Source organism: Bradyrhizobium sp. CCGUVB1N3 (assembly GCF_024199925.1).
Lineage (GTDB): Bacteria > Pseudomonadota > Alphaproteobacteria > Rhizobiales > Xanthobacteraceae > Bradyrhizobium.
The window spans coordinates 4,348,000-4,367,739 of record NZ_JANADR010000001.1; the positions used below are offsets into that span (position 1 = coordinate 4,348,000).

21 protein-coding genes and 1 pseudogene are annotated in these 19,740 nt (G+C 64.1%); 12 read left to right on the plus strand and 10 right to left on the minus strand.

Annotated features, from left to right (window positions below; genetic code table 11):
• Positions 1 to 3 precede the first annotated feature (3 nt).
• The 7 genes and pseudogenes from NLM33_RS20730 to NLM33_RS20760 all read right to left on the minus strand — a co-directional run bounded on the left by NLM33_RS20730 (position 4) and on the right by NLM33_RS20760 (position 7,768).
• The gene (locus NLM33_RS20730; protein WP_254098168.1) at positions 4 to 810 is read right to left on the minus strand and encodes an ABC transporter permease subunit; all 807 of its coding nucleotides are present in this window, start codon (positions 808 to 810) and stop codon (positions 4 to 6) included.
• Positions 807 to 1,973 (minus strand): FMNH2-dependent alkanesulfonate monooxygenase, encoded by a 1,167-nt coding sequence (gene ssuD / locus NLM33_RS20735; protein ID WP_254098170.1) that lies wholly within the window; start codon positions 1,971 to 1,973, stop codon positions 807 to 809. The genes NLM33_RS20730 and ssuD overlap by 4 nt, the downstream gene beginning before the upstream one ends.
• A 146-nt stretch (positions 1,974 to 2,119) precedes the next feature.
• Positions 2,120 to 3,066: pseudogene (locus NLM33_RS20740) on the minus strand (aliphatic sulfonate ABC transporter substrate-binding protein).
• A 218-nt stretch (positions 3,067 to 3,284) separates the two neighbouring features.
• Complete coding sequence (locus tag NLM33_RS20745; protein WP_254098172.1) at positions 3,285 to 4,454, minus strand: cytochrome P450; 1,170 nt, start codon at positions 4,452 to 4,454, stop codon at positions 3,285 to 3,287.
• 90 nt (positions 4,455 to 4,544) lie between these two features.
• Complete coding sequence (locus NLM33_RS20750) at positions 4,545 to 5,411, minus strand: L,D-transpeptidase (protein ID WP_254098174.1); 867 nt, start codon at positions 5,409 to 5,411, stop codon at positions 4,545 to 4,547.
• A gap of 93 nt (positions 5,412 to 5,504) precedes the next feature.
• Complete coding sequence (locus NLM33_RS20755) at positions 5,505 to 6,329, minus strand: helix-turn-helix transcriptional regulator (protein WP_254098176.1); 825 nt, start codon at positions 6,327 to 6,329, stop codon at positions 5,505 to 5,507.
• 233 nt (positions 6,330 to 6,562) lie between these two features.
• A complete protein-coding gene (locus NLM33_RS20760; protein WP_254098178.1) occupies positions 6,563 to 7,768 on the minus strand; it encodes an LLM class flavin-dependent oxidoreductase in 1,206 nt (401 codons plus the stop codon).
• 349 nt (positions 7,769 to 8,117) lie between these two features.
• On the opposite strand from NLM33_RS20760, the gene napE reads away from it, so the two are divergent.
• The 6 genes from napE (at position 8,118) to NLM33_RS20790 (ending at position 13,504) form a co-directional block, all read left to right on the plus strand.
• A complete protein-coding gene (gene napE / locus NLM33_RS20765; protein ID WP_254098185.1) occupies positions 8,118 to 8,300 on the plus strand; it encodes a periplasmic nitrate reductase, NapE protein in 183 nt (60 codons plus the stop codon).
• 27 nt (positions 8,301 to 8,327) lie between these two features.
• Positions 8,328 to 8,642: a chaperone NapD gene (locus tag NLM33_RS20770; RefSeq protein ID WP_254098186.1), complete on the plus strand. Its 315-nt coding sequence runs from the start codon at positions 8,328 to 8,330 to the stop codon at positions 8,640 to 8,642.
• A gap of 30 nt (positions 8,643 to 8,672) precedes the next feature.
• Positions 8,673 to 11,177 (plus strand): nitrate reductase catalytic subunit NapA, encoded by a 2,505-nt coding sequence (gene napA / locus NLM33_RS20775; RefSeq protein WP_254098187.1) that lies wholly within the window; start codon positions 8,673 to 8,675, stop codon positions 11,175 to 11,177.
• Between the two features lie 2 nt (positions 11,178 to 11,179).
• Positions 11,180 to 11,650, plus strand: coding sequence for a nitrate reductase cytochrome c-type subunit (locus tag NLM33_RS20780; RefSeq protein ID WP_254098188.1), 471 nt, complete (start codon positions 11,180 to 11,182; stop codon positions 11,648 to 11,650).
• Complete coding sequence (locus NLM33_RS20785) at positions 11,647 to 12,300, plus strand: NapC/NirT family cytochrome c (protein ID WP_254098190.1); 654 nt, start codon at positions 11,647 to 11,649, stop codon at positions 12,298 to 12,300. Before NLM33_RS20780 ends, NLM33_RS20785 begins: the two co-directional genes overlap by 4 nt.
• An 88-nt stretch (positions 12,301 to 12,388) precedes the next feature.
• A complete protein-coding gene (locus NLM33_RS20790; protein WP_254098192.1) occupies positions 12,389 to 13,504 on the plus strand; it encodes an ATP-dependent RecD-like DNA helicase in 1,116 nt (371 codons plus the stop codon).
• 211 nt (positions 13,505 to 13,715) lie between these two features.
• On the opposite strand, the gene NLM33_RS20795 is transcribed toward NLM33_RS20790, so the two are convergent.
• On the minus strand, positions 13,716 to 15,401 hold the full coding sequence (locus NLM33_RS20795) for a caspase family protein (protein WP_254098194.1): 1,686 nt from the start codon (positions 15,399 to 15,401) through the stop codon (positions 13,716 to 13,718).
• Between the two features lie 245 nt (positions 15,402 to 15,646).
• Here NLM33_RS20795 and msrA point away from each other — a divergent pair, with 245 nt between their 5' ends.
• The 4 genes from msrA to NLM33_RS20815 all read left to right on the plus strand — a co-directional run bounded on the left by msrA (position 15,647) and on the right by NLM33_RS20815 (position 17,569).
• Positions 15,647 to 16,357, plus strand: coding sequence for a peptide-methionine (S)-S-oxide reductase MsrA (gene msrA / locus NLM33_RS20800; protein ID WP_254098196.1), 711 nt, complete (start codon positions 15,647 to 15,649; stop codon positions 16,355 to 16,357).
• 30 nt (positions 16,358 to 16,387) lie between these two features.
• Positions 16,388 to 16,807 carry a peptide-methionine (R)-S-oxide reductase MsrB gene (gene msrB / locus NLM33_RS20805; protein WP_254098198.1) on the plus strand — a complete coding sequence of 140 codons (420 nt, stop codon included), beginning with the start codon at positions 16,388 to 16,390 and terminating at the stop codon, positions 16,805 to 16,807.
• 106 nt (positions 16,808 to 16,913) lie between these two features.
• Complete coding sequence (locus NLM33_RS20810; protein ID WP_254098200.1) at positions 16,914 to 17,078, plus strand: DUF3309 family protein; 165 nt, start codon at positions 16,914 to 16,916, stop codon at positions 17,076 to 17,078.
• Between the two features lie 203 nt (positions 17,079 to 17,281).
• Positions 17,282 to 17,569: a hypothetical protein gene (locus tag NLM33_RS20815; protein WP_027523175.1), complete on the plus strand. Its 288-nt coding sequence runs from the start codon at positions 17,282 to 17,284 to the stop codon at positions 17,567 to 17,569.
• Positions 17,570 to 17,698: 129 nt separating this feature from the next.
• On the opposite strand, the gene NLM33_RS20820 is transcribed toward NLM33_RS20815, so the two are convergent.
• Positions 17,699 to 18,241: a DUF4112 domain-containing protein gene (locus NLM33_RS20820; RefSeq protein ID WP_254098202.1), complete on the minus strand. Its 543-nt coding sequence runs from the start codon at positions 18,239 to 18,241 to the stop codon at positions 17,699 to 17,701.
• A 98-nt stretch (positions 18,242 to 18,339) separates the two neighbouring features.
• Positions 18,340 to 18,765: a DUF5413 family protein gene (locus NLM33_RS20825; protein ID WP_254098204.1), complete on the minus strand. Its 426-nt coding sequence runs from the start codon at positions 18,763 to 18,765 to the stop codon at positions 18,340 to 18,342.
• A gap of 149 nt (positions 18,766 to 18,914) precedes the next feature.
• On the opposite strand from NLM33_RS20825, the gene NLM33_RS20830 reads away from it, so the two are divergent.
• Entirely contained in the window at positions 18,915 to 19,157 is a 243-nt protein-coding gene (locus NLM33_RS20830) for a hypothetical protein (RefSeq protein WP_254098206.1), read from the plus strand.
• A 283-nt stretch (positions 19,158 to 19,440) separates the two neighbouring features.
• Positions 19,441 to 19,713, plus strand: a complete 273-nt coding sequence (locus NLM33_RS20835; protein ID WP_254098208.1) for a hypothetical protein — start codon at positions 19,441 to 19,443, stop codon at positions 19,711 to 19,713.
• Positions 19,714 to 19,740: the final 27 nt, after the last annotated feature.

Consider the following 19,740-nt stretch of genomic DNA (forward strand, 5'->3'; position numbering starts at 1 on the left):
GTCTCAACGTTTCTGGAAGGCGGGGTGCCAGGCGAGCGTCAGGCGCTCGAGCAGGCGCGAAGCGCTGTCGGCGAGCTTGCCGAGCAGGGCGTAGATCAGGATCGACAGCACGACGACGTCGATCAGCATGAACTCGCGCGCCTGCATCGCCATGTAGCCGAGGCCGGAGGACGCCGCGATGGTCTCGGCGACGATCAGCGTCAGCCACATGATGCCGAGCGCGAAGCGGATGCCGACGAAGATCGAGGGCAGCGCGCCCGGAAAGATCACGCGGCGGAACAATTCGCCGTCGCTCATGCCGTAGATGCGGCCCATCTCGATGAGCTGCGGGTCGACGGTGCGAATGCCGTGCAGCGTGTTGAGATAGACCGGGAAGAACACGCCGAGCGCCACGAGGAACAGCTTTGCGCTCTCGTCGATGCCGAACCACAGGATGACGAGCGGGATCAGCGCCAGATGCGGCACGTTGCGCACCATCTGAAGCGTCGTGTCGGTCAGCTTTGCCGAGAGCTGCGAGAGGCCGTTTGCAAGCCCGAATGCGAAGCCGATGCTGCCGCCGATCAGGAAGCCGATCGAGGCGCGCCAGAAAGAGACCCAGATGTTGCGCACGAGCTCGCCGGAGAGCAACAGCTTCCAGCCCGCGAGCGCAACGTCGCTCGGTGCCGGCAGCACCCGTGTCGGCACGAGACCGGTGATGCAGGCGATCTGCCAGACGACGATGATGGCGAGCGGCACGATCCACTGGATCAGGCCGTCGACGCGCGGCAGGCGGACGCTGCGCGGAAGGGGAATGCTGTCGATGAGGCTCATGACTGCGACACCTGCTTCTGCGGACGGAAATCGCTGCCGACGGTCTCGCCGAACGGACCGCCGTTGAAGTGAAGCTTCGTGACGTTGCTCGGCAGCTCGAGCGAGAGCAGCGGGAATACCAGCTCGGCGAAGCGATAGGCTTCCTCGAGATGCGGATAGCCGGACAGGATGAACGTATCGATGCCGAGGTCCTGATATTCCTTGATGCGCGCGGCGACCGTCGCAGGATCGCCGACCAGCGCGGTGCCCGCTCCGCCGCGAACCAGGCCGACACCGGCCCAGAGGTTCGGGCTGATCTCGAGCTTGTCGCGCCTGCCGCCATGCAGCTGTGCCATGCGCTGCTGGCCAACGGAATCCATGCGGGCAAAGTTCTTCTGCGCGAGCGCGATGGTCTCATCGCTGACGTGCTTGATCAGCTCGTTAGCGGCCTGCCAGGCCTCTTCATTGGTCTCGCGGACGATGACATGCAGGCGGATACCGAAAGACAGCTTGCGCCCACGCTGGGCCGCGACCGCCTTCACCTTGGCGATCTTCTCGGCGACCTGCGCCGGCGGCTCGCCCCAGGTGAGATATTTGTCGACGGTGTCGACGGCGACGTCGATGCCTGCATCCGACGAGCCGCCGAAATAGAGCGGCGGCCGCGGCGACTGCACGGGATGGAACAGCAGCTTGCCGTCCTCGATGCGGATGTGCTTGCCCTCGACATTCACGGTCCTGCCGGCAAGCAGGTCGCCATAGATGTTGAGGAACTCGCGGGTGACCTCGTAACGCTCGTCATGGGCGAGGAAGATGCCGTCGCCCTTGTTCTCGACGGGGTCGCCGCCGGTGACGACGTTGATGAGCAGCCGGCCGTTGGTGACGCGGTCGAGCGTGGCGGTCATGCGCGCCGCGACGCTCGGCGATTGCAGGCCGGGCCTGACAGCCACGAGATAGCGCAGCCGCTCGGTGAACGGCGCGACGCTCGAGGCGACGATCCAGGAATCCTCGCAGCTTCGCCCGGTCGGCAGCAGCACCCCGTAATAGCCGAGCTGATCGGCCGCCTGCGCGATCTGGCGCAGATAGTTGAAGTTGACCTCGCGGCCGCCGATGCCGGTGCCGAGATAGCGGCCGTCGCCGTGGGTCGGCAGGAACCAGAGGATGTTGCTCTTGAGAGATTGGCTCATGGATGTCTCGCGCTCAGATGATTAGCCGTAGGATGTTCCGACCGCAGCCGCCACGATGCCGATCGACAGGGCAATGGCTGCGACCAAGCGTTGAATAAGACGCCTCATGTTCAAACCCTTTGAAATCGGAAGATTTGTCGGCACGATCAGGTCGCCGTGCTGCGCCAGACGATGTCACGGATCGCGATAGGCTTGGGAATCAGGCCGAGCTTGTAAAAGCGATCGGCAACACCCTGCTGGGTCGCGATAATGTCCTCGGTGACGGGGCCGACGACGAAGGCCGAGCGATTGGCCGCAATGGTCTGGATGTCGAGAGGAATGCCGGTCACCGCGGCCAGCGATCTTGCAACCTCATCGCGGTGCTGCTCGGCCCAGCGCGCCGTCGCCGTCGTCACGTCGACGATCTGCTGAGGATCGGGCCATGGTTCTTCGCGAAATCGCGGTTGGCAATGTAGAAGGAATTGCTCTTGGTGACCTCGCGCGCGTTGATCAGGATGCGGCCGTTCTGCTTGGTCTCGCCGATTGCGAAATAAGGATCCCAGATCGCCCAAGCATCGATGCTGCCATTGGCAAAGGCGGGGCCGGCGTCCGGCGGCGTCAGATAGACCGGTGTGATGTCGGCATAGGTCAGGGCTGCCTTCTCCAGCGTTTGCACGACGATGTTGTGTGCGCTGGACCCCTTGGTGAAGCCGATGCGCTTGCCCTTGAGCTCGGCGATCGAGCGGATCGGTGAATCCTTGGGCACCAAAATGCCCTGACCGTTGGTGATCGGCTGGCCTGCCGCATAAACGATCGCGGCGCCCGCGGCCTGGGCAAACACCGGCGGGGAATCGCCGACCGCGCCGTAGTCGACGCTGCCGACGTTCATCGCCTCCATCATCGGCGGGCCGGAGGAGAACTCGACCCATTTCACCTCGATGCCCTGGGACGCGAAATGTTTTTCCAGCGCAGCCTGCTGGCGCGTGATGACCAGCACGCCGTTCTTCTGGTAGCCGACACGAATTTCCTTCACGCCTTGTGCGCTTGCACGCGATGACAACGCAGCCAGCGCCGTTGTTCCAAGAGAGAATTTCAGAAAGTCCCGACGCTGCATTCCCAACTCCCGACCGCGTGCGGCCGTGCATTCTATTGCGATGCGGGAATGATGGTGCGAGTTACGAAAGCTGTCGAGACGTCCTGAAAAATAGCGACACGCGCACTGCGTCTGCGGCAATGGGCGTGATTAATCTTTCAATTGCCTAGGGAAATGCAGAGAGAACTTTTCCGCACGCGAACGTGAAGCCGTACCCAGCCGCGCCACTTGTTCACGCGCTAGTGCCTCCACCTCACCGGAAGGTTCAAGAGACCGCGAAACGCCCAGCCGCCGATCCGCACCGGCTCGTCGTCGGCGATCTGCAAATTCTTCGCCTTCGCGAACACGGTCGGCAAGGCAACGTCGGCGATCATGGCGCGCGAAGCCCAGGCGCCGGCGCAGAAATGCGGGCCGGCACCAAAGGCGACGCTCTTCGACACGTCGCGCCGCAGATCGAATTCCTCGGCACGCTCAAAATGCTTCTCGTCGCGATTGGCCGAGCCGAACATCAGGAACACGCGCTCATTGACCTCGAACGAGACGTCGCGGATGGTCCACGGCTTTGCAATTCGGCGTGGCGACATGCCGATCGGCGAAATCCAGCGGGCATATTCCTCGAACGCCTGGAGCCAGGACACCTCGCCGCGCCGGACGAGCTGGAACTGGTCAGGATGGGTCAGGAGCGCCCAGACGGTGCCGGCGATGGCCTTGCGTGGCTCGTTCTGACCGCCGGAGATCGCGAGCTTGACGTTGGCGCGCATGCTCTGCATCGGCATGCCCGACGCCAGCATCACACTTAACAAACTCTGGTCCGGATTTTTCTGCATGACCGGCAGCATGTCGTCGATCGCCGCATCGATGCCGGCGGTCGCCGCATGGCAGCGCGCTTCCACGGCGGGATCGCCGGCATAGTTCGCGATGCCGTCGATCATTCCTTGCGACCAGGCATCCATCTCCGCAAAGCCAATATTGGTGAGGCCCGTGATCGACTTCAGGCATTCGCCCGAAAACGGCAGCGCGAAGTCGCGCATGAAATCGATCCGCGCGCCCGGCTCGATGTCATCGATGATGCGGTCGGCATGGGCCTGGAACTGCGCGGTCCAGTGCGCCTTCACCGTCCTGGGCGAGACCGCGGGAAACACCGCGCGGCGCTCGACCTGATGCGCCTCGCCGTCCTTGCGCATCATGTTGTGGCCCATCAGCCTGTTCATGAGCCCTTCGGGCTGGTGCGAGGAGAACACGTCGATCTGCTTCTCGGAGATCGAGATGTCGTCGCGGCTCACGAGCAGCGTCGAGCCGAGCTGCGGCACGAAGGCGATCGGCGCCTCCCGTCGCATCTTCGCAAGCATCGGATAGGGGTCGCTCCAGAACGAAGCCGGGTCGATATCGATGCGCGGCGCGGTGCTCAAGGCGGTCTCCCCTGGATTCTCGTGTCCAGGAGACTAGCGAAGTCCGGCGCCGGCGTCTGTCCCTAGCGATAGGGACGGGCGGCGTTGGAGTTACTGAACCTCGGCGATCTTCGGTCCAGATGACGGCATCTGCGCGTTGGCCGCCAAGGGCCGCTTCGACGGCGATGCCGGGTCCGGCAATCGGAAAGCGGCGTCGGCCGGCGTTCCCTGGGATGGACGACGGGCAGCGGTTGCCGGAAGCACGATCACTTTCGCTCCGACTTTCACCCGCTCATAGAGGTCCACGACGTCCTCATTGGTCAGCCGGATACAACCGGACGAAACCCGCTTCCCGATCGTATCGGGGTTGTTGGTGCCGTGAATTCTATATTCGGTCTCACCCAGATACATCGCCCGAGCGCCGAGCGGGTTGCCGGGGCCACCTGCCATGAACCGAGGCAGATAAGGCTGACGCGAGACCATCTCCGCAGGCGGATGCCAATCCGGCCATTCTGCTTTACGAGCCACAGTCTGCTCACCGGACCATGCGAATCCCTCGCGGCCGACACCGATGCCGTAGCGCATCGCGTGCGCGTCGTTCAGAACGAAATAAAGGAATGTGTTCTTGGTATCGATGATCACCGTGCCCGGCGCCTGGCGGCTGGCGTAGTCAACCACTTGCCGAACAAGTGCTCCGGGACCGTCAGCGGCTTTTGGCGGTTCGACCAGAGGCGCCGGGGGCGGAATCGGAGCGGGAGCTGGAGCCGGCGCAGATGCATGAACCGGAGTTGCCACGTAAACCGGCGTTGACGATGCCTGGGCTTGTGGTGCAGACGACTTCCGTACCGGTTGCACGCTCGCCGGGCGGGACAGCAAACTATACCCCAATGCAGCGACGGCCACGGCGCCAATTGCAACTCTCGCGGCCATTGGTAGTGCGAGCGTCTCTGCCTTTCCACGTTTGGCCCGCTTACTCATGTCTTCTCCCAGGTCACCATCCTGGAAGCGGTACCCAGCAAACTTTAAGAAACTTCGAAGCGACTTCGCTCAGACTGGAACCGTCAGCGATGGTTAACGCCGAACTTCTTGACAGGCCATGAGCCGACAATAAGCCCGTCCGTCACCCATGGTTTCCAAGAGCAAGCCCAGCACGATCGCAAACAGCTCGCTCTGCGAGGAAATTCCGAGCCGCTCATCGGCGCGCTTGCGGTAGGTCAGGGTCGAATGCAGGCTGATGCCGAGGGCTTGCGAGATCGCCTCGGAGCTGAGGCCGGAGAGGATGCGGCGGCAAACCTCCTGCTCACGCGGCGTCAGCGCGGAGAGCGGCGCGCGTGTGGCGAATAATGCGGCGAGGCTCTGGTCGGGCGTTGCGGCCTGCTGGAAGTGTCGGGCGACGCTCGCGCCGATCGCAGGCGCGATTGTTTGAAGCCGCGCACGCTCGGCATCGTCGAAGCGGCCCTGCGACGTGATGCGGTAGAAATTGACATAGAAGCAGGTGTCGCCGGTCCAGATCGCGGTGGCGCATTTGTCGACGATGCCGGAATCGAGGAAGAAGATTTTCCGGTAGCGCGCGCCGTACATGCGCGGCGCGAAGAACGGGAGCATGATCGGGGCACCGCCCTCGCCTTCGAACAGCGCATCGCGATTGGGATCGGATTCGTGGAACTGGCCAGCATAGGCCGCGCCAAGGTCACCGCCGGTCGGGATGTTGCCGACGTCGAGCAGGCAGTGTGCGGCACCGGCCCGGCTCAGCGAAAACACCATGCAATGGCCGACGCCGGCCTGCCGGCGCAGGGTATCGATGAGGACAGACGCGAAGTCGGGCCGGCCGATGGCGAGCACCGCCGGGGTGATGTCGCCGGCCGCTGAAGTCGAGGCCATACCGTGGGGCCGCATCGTTTTCCTCCGCAAAGCGTTCTTTCGGCGATGGATAGCAGCAAGGGAACTATCGAGGAAGGCAGCCAAGCCGCTTCTGGGTCCCGGCTCTGCGCCGCATCGCTACGCGCTGCAGCGCGTCCGGGACACGTGCCTCGCAATTGGTCTCGTTACCCGGACGCTGCGCAGCGCTTCTTCAGCGGTGCGCTGCTGAGCCGGGGCCCATGCGGCCGCAACGGAGATGCTCGAACGCCCTACCCCACCGCCACCTTCGCCGACGGCACGTTGATCGCGAGCTTGCCGTAGCGGTCGGTGAAGGCCTGCGTGTCGATCTCCTCGAGCCCGATCTCGCCGCTCATCACGGCCCGCTTCCAGGCCTCCTGCTCCGGATCGTTCTGGAACTCCGGCATCACCTCGCGCGCGAAGAGGTCCAGCGACTCGCAGATATGCTCGTGGCTGTTCTTGCCGGCCTGGTTGAGCAGGATCACCTGGTCGATATGGGAGGTGCGGAAGCGCCGGAGCTTTTTCCGGATGGTTTCCGGCGAGCCTATCAGGCCGCCGCGCAGCGCGGCTTCCTGCGCTTCCGGATTGTCGCGCTTCCATTTGTTGTACTCGTCCCACATATTGACTGTGCCGGGTGCCGGCCGCTGGCGATTTTGCGACGCGCCGTAGAAGCGCAGCGCGAACTGGAAGAAGGTGGCGCCATCGGCCCGCGCACGCGCCTCCTCGTCCGTCTTCGCGCACATGAAGAACGACACCAGCGCCATGTTCGGATTGATCTCGTAGTCTGCCAATTTGTGCAGCCGCTTGGTCATCGCGTTGTAATAGGCATGCACCCAGGCGTGTGCGGCGTCCGCGCTGACGAACTGGAAGCCGAGCGCGCCAAAGCCGTGGCGGCCAGCGCGCTCGATGGTCGGAAGCTGCGAGCAGGCCATCCACAGCGGCGGGTGCGGCTTCTGCACCGGTTTCGGCACGACGTTGCGCAGGGGCATGTCGAAATATTTGCCGTGATGCTCGCAGCCGCCATCCCGAAACATCGGGAAGATCGCACGCACCGCCTCCTCGAAGATCTCCTTCTTGGTCTCCATGTCGCGGCCGAACGGCTCGAGCTCGGTGATCGAGGCGCTCTCGCCCATGCCGAACTCGCAGCGGCCGTTGCTGAGGAGATCGAGCACCGCGACGCGCTCGGCGACGCGCGCGGGATGATTTGTGGTGAGCTGGAGGATGCCGTGGCCGAGGCGGATCCGTTGCGTGCGCTGGCTCGCGGCAGCCAGAAAGGATTCCGGCGACGGCGAGTGCGAATATTCCTCGAGGAAATGATGCTCGACCACCCAGGCATGGTCGTAGCCGAGGCGATCGGCGAGTTCCATCTGCGTCAGGGCATTCTGGTAGAGCCGGAGCTCGTCGCCCGCCACCCACGGACGCGGCAATTGCAGCTCATAGAAGATGCCGAACTTCATGACGCCTCTCCCTGGATTGTTCTTGTTGCGGGCATCTTATTGAGCGGGGCTGCGCTGTCCATGGCGGCTCAATTCCGCCGGACGGGACGTCTTTGACCGGACGCAGGGTGTGCCAGGTACCCGATATCGTCTGTGCGAAGGCAGACGACCCACGACGCGCAAACTGTCGAAAACAACCCCATGCAAAGTAACCGATGGCTTCCCTGCCCGCTCGTCGCAGCCGTGCGGCGAAGTGCCCGCAGGCGCCAACCGTTGATTCAGATCAAGGCGATCTGCCGCCCGATACCTATGGTGCGGCAAGGCAACGGCCCGGAAGCCGTCCAATTTCCAAATTTCAGAGAGACCGAATATGTCGGCCCCTGACGACACGACTGGGCGCATGCGCCGCAAGCGCATGGAGATCTTCGCATTCCTGTTCCTGACCGCGGTCGTCATGCCCGCCCTCGCGGTCGGAACGGTCGGCAGCTACGGGCTCGCCGTGTGGATCTACCAGATGTTCGCAGGCCCCCCCGGCCCGCCTCCTCCACATTGAAGCCCCGCAAGCCGAAAGACCGAGATCATGGCCCAAGCCACACTCAACCGCCGCGCACTGATCACCGGCCGGGTGCTCAGTGCCGACCGCATCATCCCGCCGCCCGGAGGCGAAATCGCCAGCATTCTGGTGCAGGCGCGACCTGAGCGCCTCGCTGAGCTCGAGGCCGCCATCACCGCGCTGCCTGGCTGCGAAATCCACGGTCGCGATGCGCGCGGCAAGCTCGTCGTCGTGGTCGAGGCGCCGGATGCCGGCAGCCTCGGCACCCTGCTCAACGACATCCAATCCATGCCGCACGTCTATTCCGCGGCGCTCGTGTTTCACGCCATCGAAACTGCCTGAGACCGCGTCGCCCACGCCGGGAGAACCATTATGACCTCACCGAAGATCGACCGCCGCCAGATGCTGAAGCTGGAGGCCGCTGCGATCGCAGCCGCCGCCGCGGGCATGCCGGCACCGGCGCTCGCCGCCAACCTCATCGCCGAGCGCGATGTCAGCGAATTGAAATGGGACAAAGCCGCCTGCCGCTTCTGCGGCACCGGCTGCTCGGTGATGGTCGCGACCAAGGACAACCGCGTGGTCGCGACCCATGGCGACATCAAGGCCGAGGTCAATCGCGGCCTCAACTGCGTCAAGGGCTACTTCCTCTCCAAGATCATGTACGGCCATGATCGCCTGACCCAGCCGATGCTGCGCAAGACGAATGGCAAGTACGACAAGAACGGCGAGTTCACGCCCGTGTCGTGGGACGAAGCCTTCGACATCATGGCCGAGAAGTGGAAGGACGCGCTGAAGAAGCGTGGGCCCAGCGGCGTCGGCATGTTTGGCTCCGGTCAGTGGACGATCTGGGAAGGCTACGCCGCCTCAAAACTGTTCAAGGCCGGCTTCCGCACCAACAACATCGACCCCAATGCGCGGCACTGCATGGCCTCGGCGGTGGCCGGCATGATGCGCACCTTCGGCATCGACGAACCGGCCGGCTGCTATGACGACATCGAAGCCACCGACGCCTTCGTGCTGTGGGGCTCCAACATGGCGGAGATGCACCCGATCCTGTGGACGCGGCTGACCGACCGCCGCCTTTCCGCACCGCATGTCCGCGTCGCCGTGCTCTCGACCTTCGAGCACCGCTCGTTCGACCTTGCCGATATCGGCATGGTGTTCGTGCCGCAGACCGATCTCTATATTCTCAACGCGATCGCCAACCACATCATCAAGACCGGGCGCGTCAACAAGGATTTCGTCGCCGCGCATACCGTGTTCAAGCGCGGCCAGACCGACATCGGCTACGGCCTTCGGCCCGAACACCCGCTTCAGAAGAAGGCAACCGGCGCGGCCAAGGCCAACGATTCCACCGACATGAGCTACGACGAGTTCGCAAAGTTCGTGTCGGACTACACGCTAGAGAAGGCCGCAAAGATGTCCGGCGTGCCGCTCAACCGGCTGGAGGCGCTGGCCGAGCTCTACGCAGATCCGAAGACCAAAGTCGTCTCGTTCTGGACCATGGGCTTCAACCAGCACACCCGCGGCGTCTGGTGCAACAACCTCGTCTACAACATCCATCTGTTGACCGGAAAGATCGCGTCGGCCGGCAACAGCCCGTTCTCGCTGACCGGCCAGCCCTCGGCCTGCGGCACAGCGCGCGAGGTCGGCACCTTCTCGCACCGCCTGCCGGCCGACATGGTCGTCACCAACAAGGAGCATCGCGACAAGACCGAGCACATCTGGCTGTTGCCGGAGGGCACGATTCCCGACAAGCCCGGCTATCACGCCGTGCTGCAAAGCCGGATGCTGAAGGACGGCCTGCTCAATGCCTACTGGGTGCAGGTCAACAACAACCTGCAAGCGGGGCCCAACATCAACGAGGAGACTTATCCAGGCTTCCGCAACCCCGACAATTTCATCGTGGTTTCGGATGCCTATCCGACCGTGACGGCGCTCGCCGCCGACCTGATCCTGCCGACCGCGATGTGGGTGGAGAAGGAAGGCGCCTATGGCAATGCCGAGCGTCGCACGCAGTTCTGGCACCAGCTCGTCACGGCGCCGGGCGCATCCAAATCCGATCTCTGGCAGCTCATGGAGTTCTCCAAGCGCTTCAAGATCGAGGAAGTATGGCCCGAGGAGCTGCTCGCCAAGAAGCCGGAATATCGCGGCAAGACGCTGTTCGACGTGCTGTACAAGAACGGGCAAGTCGACAAGTTTCCGACCTCGGAGATCGAGGAAGGCTACGCGAACGACGAATCCAAGGCGTTCGGCTTCTACGTTCAGAAAGGCCTTTTCGAGGAATATGCCGCGTTCGGCCGCGGCCATGGTCACGACCTCGCGCCATTTGAAGCCTATCACCGCGAGCGCGGCCTGCGCTGGCCCGTCGTCAACGGCCAGGAAACCAAGTGGCGTTTCCGCGAGGGCAGCGATCCCTATGTGAGACAGGGCGCGGACGTGCAGTTCTACGGCTATCCCGACGGCAAGGCGCGGATCTTCGCGCTGCCTTTCGAGCCGGCGGCGGAATCGCCCGACAATGACTATCCGTATTGGCTCTCGACCGGCCGCGTGCTGGAGCACTGGCATTCCGGCACCATGACACGCCGCGTGCCGGAGCTCTACAAGGCCTTCCCCGAGGCCGTCTGCTTCATGCACCCCGACGACGCGCAGGACGCAAAGCTGCGCCGCGGCGACGAGGTGAAGGTCGTGTCCCGCCGCGGCTACATCCGTGCTCGCGTCGAGACGCGCGGCCGAGACCGGCCGCCGCGCGGGCTGGTGTTCGTGCCCTGGTTCGACGAGTCCAAGCTGATCAACAAGGTGACGCTGGACGCCACCGATCCGATCTCGCTGCAAACCGACTTCAAGAAATGCGCCGTGCGCGTCGAGCGGGTGTGACCATGACGAAACGATCCGGAATCGTCCTTCTGGCGCTCGCTATTGCCGCGGGCGCGAGTTCGCTGACCGCGCAGACGGTAACCTCGGGCCTGCGCGGGCCGACCCCGCTCAACGACGAAGGGCCGGCGCCGCCGATGCTGCCGAACCGCAACACCTCCGAGAGGGAGTCGCGCAACTATCCGGAGCAGCCGCCGGTGATCCCGCATTCGATCGACGGCTACCAGATCGACCTCAACAGCAACAAATGCCTGTCCTGCCATGCGCGCTCGCGCACGGCGGAATCGCAGGCGCCGATGGTCTCGATCACGCATTTCATGGACCGTGACGGCCAGTTCCTGGCCTCGATCTCGCCGCGGCGCTTCTTCTGCACGGAATGCCACGTGCCGCAGAACACCGCCACTCCGCCTGTCAGCAACGACTTCACCGACATCGACACGCTGCTCTCGCGTTCAAGCCCGGGTGGCCGCCGATGACGACGACCGCCGATGACCCCAATTTAGACCCCAAGGCCAAGCGCGGCTTGCTCGCCCGAAGCTGGGATTTCGCGCTCGAGCTCTGGGGCGTGCTGACGCGGCCGAGCACGGTGTTCGCATTGGGCACGCTGGTGCTCGCGGGCTTCGTGGCCGGCGTCATCTTCTGGGGCGGCTTCAACACCGCGCTGGAGCTGACCAACACCGAAAAATTCTGCACCGGTTGCCATGAGATGCGCGACAACGTGTTCGCCGAGCTGAAGTCGACCATCCATTTCAGCAACCGCTCCGGCGTGCGCGCGACCTGCCCGGACTGCCACGTCCCGCACAACTGGACCGACAAGATCGCGCGCAAGATGCAGGCCTCCAAGGAAGTCTGGGGCAAGATTTTCGGCACGATCGACACCCGCGAGAAATTCACCGACCACCGGCTCGAGCTCGCGGCGCATGAATGGGCCCGCTTCAAGGCCAACGACTCCCTGGAATGCCGCAACTGCCACAGCGCCGATTCCATGGACATCACCAAGCAGTCGCCGCGGGCCTCCGTCGCGCATCAGCGCTTCCTGTTCACGGGCGAGAAGACCTGCATCGACTGCCACAAGGGCATCGCCCACCACCTGCCCGACATGCGCGGCGTTCCCGGCTGGCAATAGGGCCGGCGCCACCGCTTGAACCGGCGGGGGGAATGGTTAGTTTTGAGGATCGGCGAATCGATCATTTTCGCCCTCCCTCAAGACGAAAATGCCGACATTTACCCCGCATCAGGATGCCGCCCTCAAGGCCGTCGCCGACTGGCTCAAGGCAAAGCCAGGCCGCAACGGCACGCCGCCGATCTTCCGCCTGTTCGGCTTTGCCGGAACCGGCAAGACCACGCTGGCGCGGCACATCGCGGACGGCGTCGATGGCGAGGTCAAGTTTGCCGCCTTCACCGGCAAGGCCGCGCTCGTCATGCGCAACAAGGGTTGCGACAACGCCTCCACCATCCATTCCCTGATCTACCGCGCCCGTGAATCCGGCGAGGAACAGCCGAGCTTCGAGCTGTGGGACGATGCGCCGGCCTCGAAGGCGAAGCTGATCGTGATCGACGAATGCTCGATGGTTGATGCCGAATTGGGCCGCGACTTGATGTCGTTCGACTGCCCGCTGCTCGTGCTCGGAGACCCCGCACAGTTGCCGCCGATCCAGGGCGGCGGCTTTTTCACCAATACCGAGCCCGACGCGATGCTGACCGAGGTGCATCGCCAGGCGCAGGACGATCCGATCGTGCGGATGTCGATGGACATCCGCGAGGGCCGCGAGCTCGAAATCGGCCGCTATGGCGAGAGCGAGGTGGTCTCGCGCAAGGAGCTCGATCCTGACCGCGTCATGAGCGCCGACCAGATCCTGGTCGGCCGCAACAACACCCGCCGCGCCTACAACATGCGCGTGCGCCAGCGCCAGAACATCGAGGACCAGTTTCCAGTCGCCGGCGACAAGCTGGTGTGCCTGCGCAACAACCGCAAGAAGGGCCTGTTCAACGGCGGCCTGTGGCGCGTCAAGTCGCGCAACACCTCGCGCTCGAAGTCGCGCATCCTCAGCATGCGGCTGTCGCCGGACGAGGACTTCGGTCACAAGGTCACGAAGGTCTCGGTGCGCGCCGACTGTTTCGAGGGCGGGGTCGAGCAGATCGCCTGGGAGCAGCGCAAGCCCTATGACGAGTTCGACTACGGCTACGTGCTGACCGTGCACAAGTCGCAGGGCTCGCAATGGGACGACGTCGTGCTGTTCGACGAGAGCTTTGCGTTCCAGGACAGCCGCGCGAGGTGGCTGTACACCGGCATCACGCGCGCGGCGAAGCGGCTCAGCGTGGTGGTGTGATCGGCGGGACCCGGGCGACGCCGCAGCCTTAACCTCCGTTCGTCATCCCGGACAAGCGAAGCGCAGATCCGGGATCCATAGCCACAGGGAGTAGTTTGGCGAAGACTCGTGGTTAGCTGATCGCGCGACAACACCTCCCTGGGGGTATGGGTCCCGGCCTTCGCCGGGACGACACCGAATGTGTGGCGCCGGTGTTCCGCAAATCGCGCGATCACTTCCCCGCCACGAAGTAGAAATCCTCGCTGCCCGGCGGCGAGCCGTAGGTGAAGGGTTGCTGGCCGTGCTTGGTCTGGAGCCAGACGTCGTCGCGGACGATGTCGAACAGCTTGCGGACCTCGACGTTCGGCTGCCGCACGTCGCGGGCGAGCGCGAGCGCGAACGGGCTGTCGTTACCGTCGCCGTCCATCGCGGTCTCGCCGTGCTTGGCGGCGTAGACCACCATGAAGCCGACGCTGGGCTCGATGTTGGAAAAACCCTTGTCGACCAGCTTGAGCGCCAGCGTGTGCTGCATGGTTGGCGCGAAGGGATTGTCGCGACAGGCATCGAGGATGACGAGCCGCAGCTTGTGCGCGCCACCAACCGCCGCGATCACCTGCTCCAGCGCCACCGCTTCGGTCTCGGCGTCCTTGTCGATTGCAAGCCTTGCGTCGACCGGCACCAGGTAATTCACGCCGCCGATCTCGAAGCCATGGCCGGCATAATAGACCACGGCCCAATCGGCCTTCTCCGCATCCGCTGCGAAGGTGCGCAGCGTCTCGAAGAACTGGTCCCGGGAAAGATCAGTCGAGATCGTGACGGTCTGGAAGCCGACGTCACGTAGCGCGCCGGCGACCAACTTGGCGTCGCGCGGCGGATTGGCGAGCGCATGAACGTTGCGGTAGGCGCCGTTGCCGATCACCAGCGCCACACGGCGCAGCGTCGAGCGCGTCGACGGCGTCTTGGGCTCGAGCACGGCCAGGCGGCCCCGCGCGCCGGTGCGCGCCATCGCGACTTCGATCTCGTCGAACGGGGTGAGCGCGAAGGCGGCGGCGCGGTAGTCGGCACGCGCCTGCGCGAGATCCTGCTTGCGCTCGAACACCTGGCCGCGGCCGGCATGGGCGCGGACGTTGTTCGGATTCATCTCGAGGATGGCGTTGTAGTCCTTCAGCGCGGAGTCGAGGTCGCCCTTGGCGAGGTAGGCATCGGCGCGGTTGGCGAGCGCATACTGGTTCTTCGGCTGCTTCTCCAGGATGTTGTTGCAGTCAGCGAGCGCCTCGTCGAAGCGCCGCATCGCGGCAAAGGTCACGCAGCGATGGTTGGGAATTTGCAGCGCATTCGGATCGATCTTCTGCGCGTCGGCAAAGTCCGCGAGCGCGCCGTCATAATTCTTCATGAAGGTCCGCGTCCGCGCGCGGTTGGTGTGACCGACCAGCAGATTGGGCGTGTATTTGATCGCGAGATTGAAATCGTCGAGCGCGCTCTGGAGCGCGCCCTTGCGCAAGTACAGCGTGCCGCGGTCATTATAGGCGCCGCCATAGTTGGGGCGCTTCTGGAGGGCGAGGTTGTAGTCAGCCATCGCCAGATCGTCCTGGCCCTTGCGCTGATGCGCCTGGGCCTGGCCGTCGAGCGCGAGCATGTTGTCGGGATCGGCGTCGCGCGCCGCGGCAAAGGCTTCGAGGGCGTGATCGAAGTCGCGCTTGTTCAGCAGCGAGAAGCCCCGCACGATCAGCGCGATGGACTTGTCCTTCCCGGTCACGCGGTCCGAACCGAGCAGCTTTTCGCAGGCCGTGAACCGCGTCGGCAGATCCAGCTTTCGCTCGCGGCAGGTCTCGAGATCATCGCCGAGCTGAGGGTCGGCCAGGACGACCGGCGCAGATGACAGCAGGATGAGAACGATCAAAGAAACAACGCGCAACATTTTCGTCGAACAAGCTCCAGCGCCACTCATTTTCTATGTCGGTCATCCAACGAAGGGGTTCATCCCGGTCCGATTTCCCCGTTCCGGCGACGCTAGCATGCCTTCTTCACGGGCTCGTGTCCGCCAGCGCGTAACATCCGGCCCGTCCGCCCGTATCTTGGGCAGGCCCGCATGCGGGGCCTGGCGGGCTGTTCGCCCGGCCCCAACCACCCTAGACTGTCGCATCGACCGAACGAGGATCCGCCATGAGCCGACCCGCCTTCCATTCCCTCCCCCTCCTCGCCGCCACCGCCGCGCTGGCGCTGGCCTTCGCCACGCCGTCACGGGCGGCGGAAGACGCGGTGGTGATCCCCGCCCCCGCTGTCGACGCGGCGCCCGCAAGCGGTATCCAGACCGCGGTCGTCGCCGGCGGCTGCTTCTGGGGCGTGCAGGGCGTGTTCCAGCACACCACCGGCGTCGTCAACGCGGTCTCCGGCTATGCCGGCGGCACCAAGGCGACGGCCGACTATCACACGGTCTCGTCGGGCACGACGGGCCACGCGGAATCGGTCGAGATCAAATACGATCCGAAGAAGATCTCGTACGGCAAGATCCTCCAGATCTTCTTCTCGGTCGTGCACGATCCGACCCAGCTCAACCGCCAGGGACCCGACACCGGCACGCAATATCGCTCGGCAATCTTCACCACCTCCGACGAGCAAAAGAAGATCGCGGACGCCTATATCGCCCAGCTCAACGCAGCCAAGGTCTTCAGCAAGCCGATCGTGACCAAGGTCGGCGCGCTGGACGCGTTCTATGCGGCGGAAGGCTATCACCAGGACTATCTGACGCTGCACCCGAACCAGCCTTACATCGCCTACAACGATATCCCGAAGGTCGAGAACCTGAAAAGGCTGTTCGCGGATAACTATATCGAGAAGCCGACGCTGGTCAGCGCCGGCAAGGTCACCAACTGATTGCAAAGTCATTAGCTGAACGGGAGATCCATGCCCGACACCAAGACACCCACGAACGAAACCAAGGTCGCCAAGAGCGAGGAGCAGTGGCGGCGCGAGCTCACGCCGATGCAGTATGCGGTGCTCCGCGAGAAGGCGACCGAGCGTCCCTTCTCGGGCGAGTACGAGCACGACCACCGCGCCGGCACCTACGTCTGCGCCGGCTGCGGCAACGTGCTGTTCGAATCCGACGCCAAGTTCGATTCCGGCTGCGGCTGGCCGAGCTTCACCCAGCCGGCGGTCGAGAGCCATATCGACGAGGAGACGGACCAAAGTCACGGCATGGTTCGCACCGAGGTGCTGTGCTCCAAATGCAGCGGCCATCTCGGCCATGTCTTCCCTGACGGCCCGGCGCCGACGGGCCTTCGCTACTGCATCAATTCAGCGGCGCTGAAGCTCAAGCCAAGATGACCTGCAAGAGCCGGGTTCCGGCGTGGAACCCGGCGGCCGGATGTGCTTTTCTCTTCTGACGGGCGCGGGCGGACAGGGCATTCCGGCGGCCGTCAGGGAGGACGCCATGACCCTCGGAACCATCCTGATCATCCTTGTCATCATCTACCTGCTGGGCGGCATGTCCGGCCGGTTTGGCGGCTATGGCTATGGCATGGGCCATTCCGGCATGGGGCTCGGCGGCGTGGTCCTGGTGGTGCTGATCGTGCTGCTGCTTCTTGGCAAGCTGTAAACCACTCAAGCCATTGAATTTATTAAACTTATCTCCGTTGCGGGGCTGCCATGCGCGGATTCATCATCTCCGTTCGCGGGGGTCGCATTTTTGTCAAATCGGCCTATATTAGAGGGCGAAAATGACATGGCCGCCTGGTTGCGGCCCGCGCTCACAAACCCCACACGCGCCCGAAACCGAAGAAGATCACGAGGTCTTTGACCATGCGTCCACTGCGTCCGTTCAACTTCAATACCTCCGCCGAGCTTTTCCCCGCTGCGATCCGCAAGAAGAAGCGTGCGGGCTTCACCTATCGGCGGTTCGGCACCGCGGCCGAAGCCGTGCGCTTCGCGATCGAGGAATTGCCGACGGATTCTCTGAACGGCGCGTACCTCCAGGTCGAGGAAGCTCGCTTCGACCAGAACGGCATCCGCTCGCTCTATGAGAGCGAGGCGTTTCCGCTGCCGCGCCGCCGCAAGCCGGCCGCGAACACCGACGCCGACGCGGCGTAAGCTTTTCTCATCCCCCGATGCGCAATGAGCGCGGTAGCCGAAAGGTTACCGCGCTTTTCGCGTCTTGATCTCTCCCTCTCCCCGTTCTTGCGGACCGCACGCGGGAGAGGCGAAGGGTCCGCGCTCGCCTTACAAGCGCGGCTGCTTGTCCAGCCAGCGGCGCAACAGGCGGACGTTACGCATGTTGGCGCGAAACATGACATCGAAGGCATCGCCTGCGAACGGCACCATGCCGACCACACCGTCGACCGCGACATTGCCGAGCATCCGCGCCGTGATGTACCAGGGCGCGCCCAGCGCGCGGGCCTCGCGCACCAGCCACAACGAGATCGCGGTGGTGATGATGTCGCCGATGACAGGGATCAGGCCGATCAGGCCGTCGATGCCGTAGCGGATCTTGGTGCCAGGCAGGATGAAGGCGACGTCGAGCAGCTTTGCGATCGCCTCGAGCCGCGCCAGCCGCTGCTCGCGCGTCAGCTTGCCGAAGGGATTGGTGCTACCGAACTCGAAAGCGAATTCGCGAAAGCCCTCTCCAAGCGTCTCGGGACGGATCTCGCGGCCGTCCTGATCGATGATCGGCCCGCGCGCCTCATCGCCCGAGAAGTCTGCGCGCGAGGTCCTCCGCGAATGGGCACGGCGCGTTGCAAGAATATCGTCGTCAGACATCGTCATCGCTTGAGGCAAAACCATCGCTTGAGCGTCATCGCCTGGGGCAAACGCGCATGCGCCGCTTCGGTTGCTGCGCCGCGCCCAAACGCCGCCCCCTGCCCTCAGGTCGGCGCCGGAGCCGGCTGCGGCTCCTCGACATATTTATGTACGAGCCAGGACGAAATCACGCTCGGCACGAAACCGACGAGGCCGTAGAGGACCCATTGCACCGCGCCGGTATCTGCCCCGCGCGAGCCATAGGTGATGGCGGCGAGGACGAAGGCGAACAGGCCGACCAGCAGCATCCGCAGCACCGGGCCGATGCGCTTGACGTGAAACAGGATGTCGTCGACCGCGCCGATCATCAGCGACGGCAGGAAGCCGAACAAATAGCTGTATTGCAGGGTCTTGAAGAACACCACGAACAGCTTGCCGACCTCGCCCCAATTGGTCTGGGCCCAATAGCCGGACTGGTAGGTCGTCGTCAGCAGCAGCAGGAATCCACCGACAAACGGGCCCACCAGCGCAAAAACCAGATAGCGTTTCATCAAGCACCCCTCACCTCAAGACCCGCCCCCGTTATAGCAGCGCCTTGAGAAGCTTGGATAGCCGGGTCGAAGCCCGGGGAACAAGTGGCAGGCCGATGGGTTCTGTGAACGGCCCTCGTGTCTGTCCTTTCCGGAGATTGGATTTGGCCATGCGTTGGATGACCCTTTTCCTGGCGACGATCATGCTCACCGCAATCGGCTTCTCTGGCCTGCCGGCGTTCGCACAAGGCCATGCCGGAACCCAAGGGGAGCAGCAGGCCTGCTCGCGCGACGCCTCGCGCCTGTGCCGCAAGGAGCTCGGCAATGACAGCGCGGTCCAGTCCTGCCTGCAGGCCAACCGCGCCAAGCTCTCGCGTCCCTGCCGCAAGGTGTTCGAGAGCCACGGCATGTGAGCGCAACACATGTCGGAGACCTGGCGATGCTGAGCGAATTGCCGTGACGAACGCGCAACAATCGTGAAATCGTTCACGCGAACCATTGAAGCTTCGCGGCATTCGCGCATAATCGAATCGGGGCGGCGCAGCACTTTCGATTCGAAATCTCAAGCGTAATCGAGCAACCACACCGGGGGCATCTCCCCGCGTGTTGGATCTGACGTGCGGCAGTGCAAGCCGCGTGCGGCGCCTCCAATACACAAGCGGCCAACACCGCCAAAATCTTGGGGATGCATCTCACATGTTTAGCCACAGTATCGGGAAGATCGCCACGCTCGCCGCCATTGCCGCAACTGCCACCGTGCTTCAAGCCGCACCCGGCCTCGCCTTCTCCTCCGAGGCGCAACAGATGTGCACCGGCGACGCCATGCGGCTGTGCGCCAGCGAAATCCCCAGCATCTCCCGGGTCACTGCCTGCATGGTCCGCAACAAGCACCATGTCAGCCCCGGCTGCCGCGCCGTGATGGACCGCGAGGCCGCTGCCGCGCGCAAGCGGGAAGCTGCCGCGAACTGATCACTCGCGCGCACTGCAAGTTGAGCG

What these genes read in the sequence shown, in the direction of transcription:
- NLM33_RS20780 (WP_254098188.1), top strand. Translation starts at nt 11,180, where the DNA reads ATGACGAAACGATCCGGAATCGTCCTTCTGGCGCTCGCTATTGCCGCG.
- msrA (WP_254098196.1), top strand. Translation starts at nt 15,647, where the DNA reads ATGAGCCGACCCGCCTTCCATTCCCTCCCCCTCCTCGCCGCCACCGCC.
- NLM33_RS20790 (WP_254098192.1), top strand. Translation starts at nt 12,389, where the DNA reads ATGCCGACATTTACCCCGCATCAGGATGCCGCCCTCAAGGCCGTCGCC.
- msrB (WP_254098198.1), top strand. Translation starts at nt 16,388, where the DNA reads ATGCCCGACACCAAGACACCCACGAACGAAACCAAGGTCGCCAAGAGC.
- NLM33_RS20835 (WP_254098208.1), top strand. Translation starts at nt 19,441, where the DNA reads ATGTTTAGCCACAGTATCGGGAAGATCGCCACGCTCGCCGCCATTGCC.
- napA (WP_254098187.1), top strand. Translation starts at nt 8,673, where the DNA reads ATGACCTCACCGAAGATCGACCGCCGCCAGATGCTGAAGCTGGAGGCC.
- NLM33_RS20830 (WP_254098206.1), top strand. Translation starts at nt 18,915, where the DNA reads ATGCGTTGGATGACCCTTTTCCTGGCGACGATCATGCTCACCGCAATC.
- NLM33_RS20750 (WP_254098174.1), bottom strand. Translation starts at nt 5,411, where the DNA reads ATGAGTAAGCGGGCCAAACGTGGAAAGGCAGAGACGCTCGCACTACCA.
- NLM33_RS20760 (WP_254098178.1), bottom strand. Translation starts at nt 7,768, where the DNA reads ATGAAGTTCGGCATCTTCTATGAGCTGCAATTGCCGCGTCCGTGGGTG.
- NLM33_RS20785 (WP_254098190.1), top strand. Translation starts at nt 11,647, where the DNA reads ATGACGACGACCGCCGATGACCCCAATTTAGACCCCAAGGCCAAGCGC.
- NLM33_RS20810 (WP_254098200.1), top strand. Translation starts at nt 16,914, where the DNA reads ATGACCCTCGGAACCATCCTGATCATCCTTGTCATCATCTACCTGCTG.
- napE (WP_254098185.1), top strand. Translation starts at nt 8,118, where the DNA reads ATGTCGGCCCCTGACGACACGACTGGGCGCATGCGCCGCAAGCGCATG.
- ssuD (WP_254098170.1), bottom strand. Translation starts at nt 1,973, where the DNA reads ATGAGCCAATCTCTCAAGAGCAACATCCTCTGGTTCCTGCCGACCCAC.
- NLM33_RS20815 (WP_027523175.1), top strand. Translation starts at nt 17,282, where the DNA reads ATGCGTCCACTGCGTCCGTTCAACTTCAATACCTCCGCCGAGCTTTTC.
- NLM33_RS20755 (WP_254098176.1), bottom strand. Translation starts at nt 6,329, where the DNA reads ATGCGGCCCCACGGTATGGCCTCGACTTCAGCGGCCGGCGACATCACC.
- NLM33_RS20795 (WP_254098194.1), bottom strand. Translation starts at nt 15,401, where the DNA reads ATGTTGCGCGTTGTTTCTTTGATCGTTCTCATCCTGCTGTCATCTGCG.
- NLM33_RS20770 (WP_254098186.1), top strand. Translation starts at nt 8,328, where the DNA reads ATGGCCCAAGCCACACTCAACCGCCGCGCACTGATCACCGGCCGGGTG.
- NLM33_RS20825 (WP_254098204.1), bottom strand. Translation starts at nt 18,765, where the DNA reads ATGAAACGCTATCTGGTTTTTGCGCTGGTGGGCCCGTTTGTCGGTGGA.
- NLM33_RS20820 (WP_254098202.1), bottom strand. Translation starts at nt 18,241, where the DNA reads ATGACGATGTCTGACGACGATATTCTTGCAACGCGCCGTGCCCATTCG.
- NLM33_RS20730 (WP_254098168.1), bottom strand. Translation starts at nt 810, where the DNA reads ATGAGCCTCATCGACAGCATTCCCCTTCCGCGCAGCGTCCGCCTGCCG.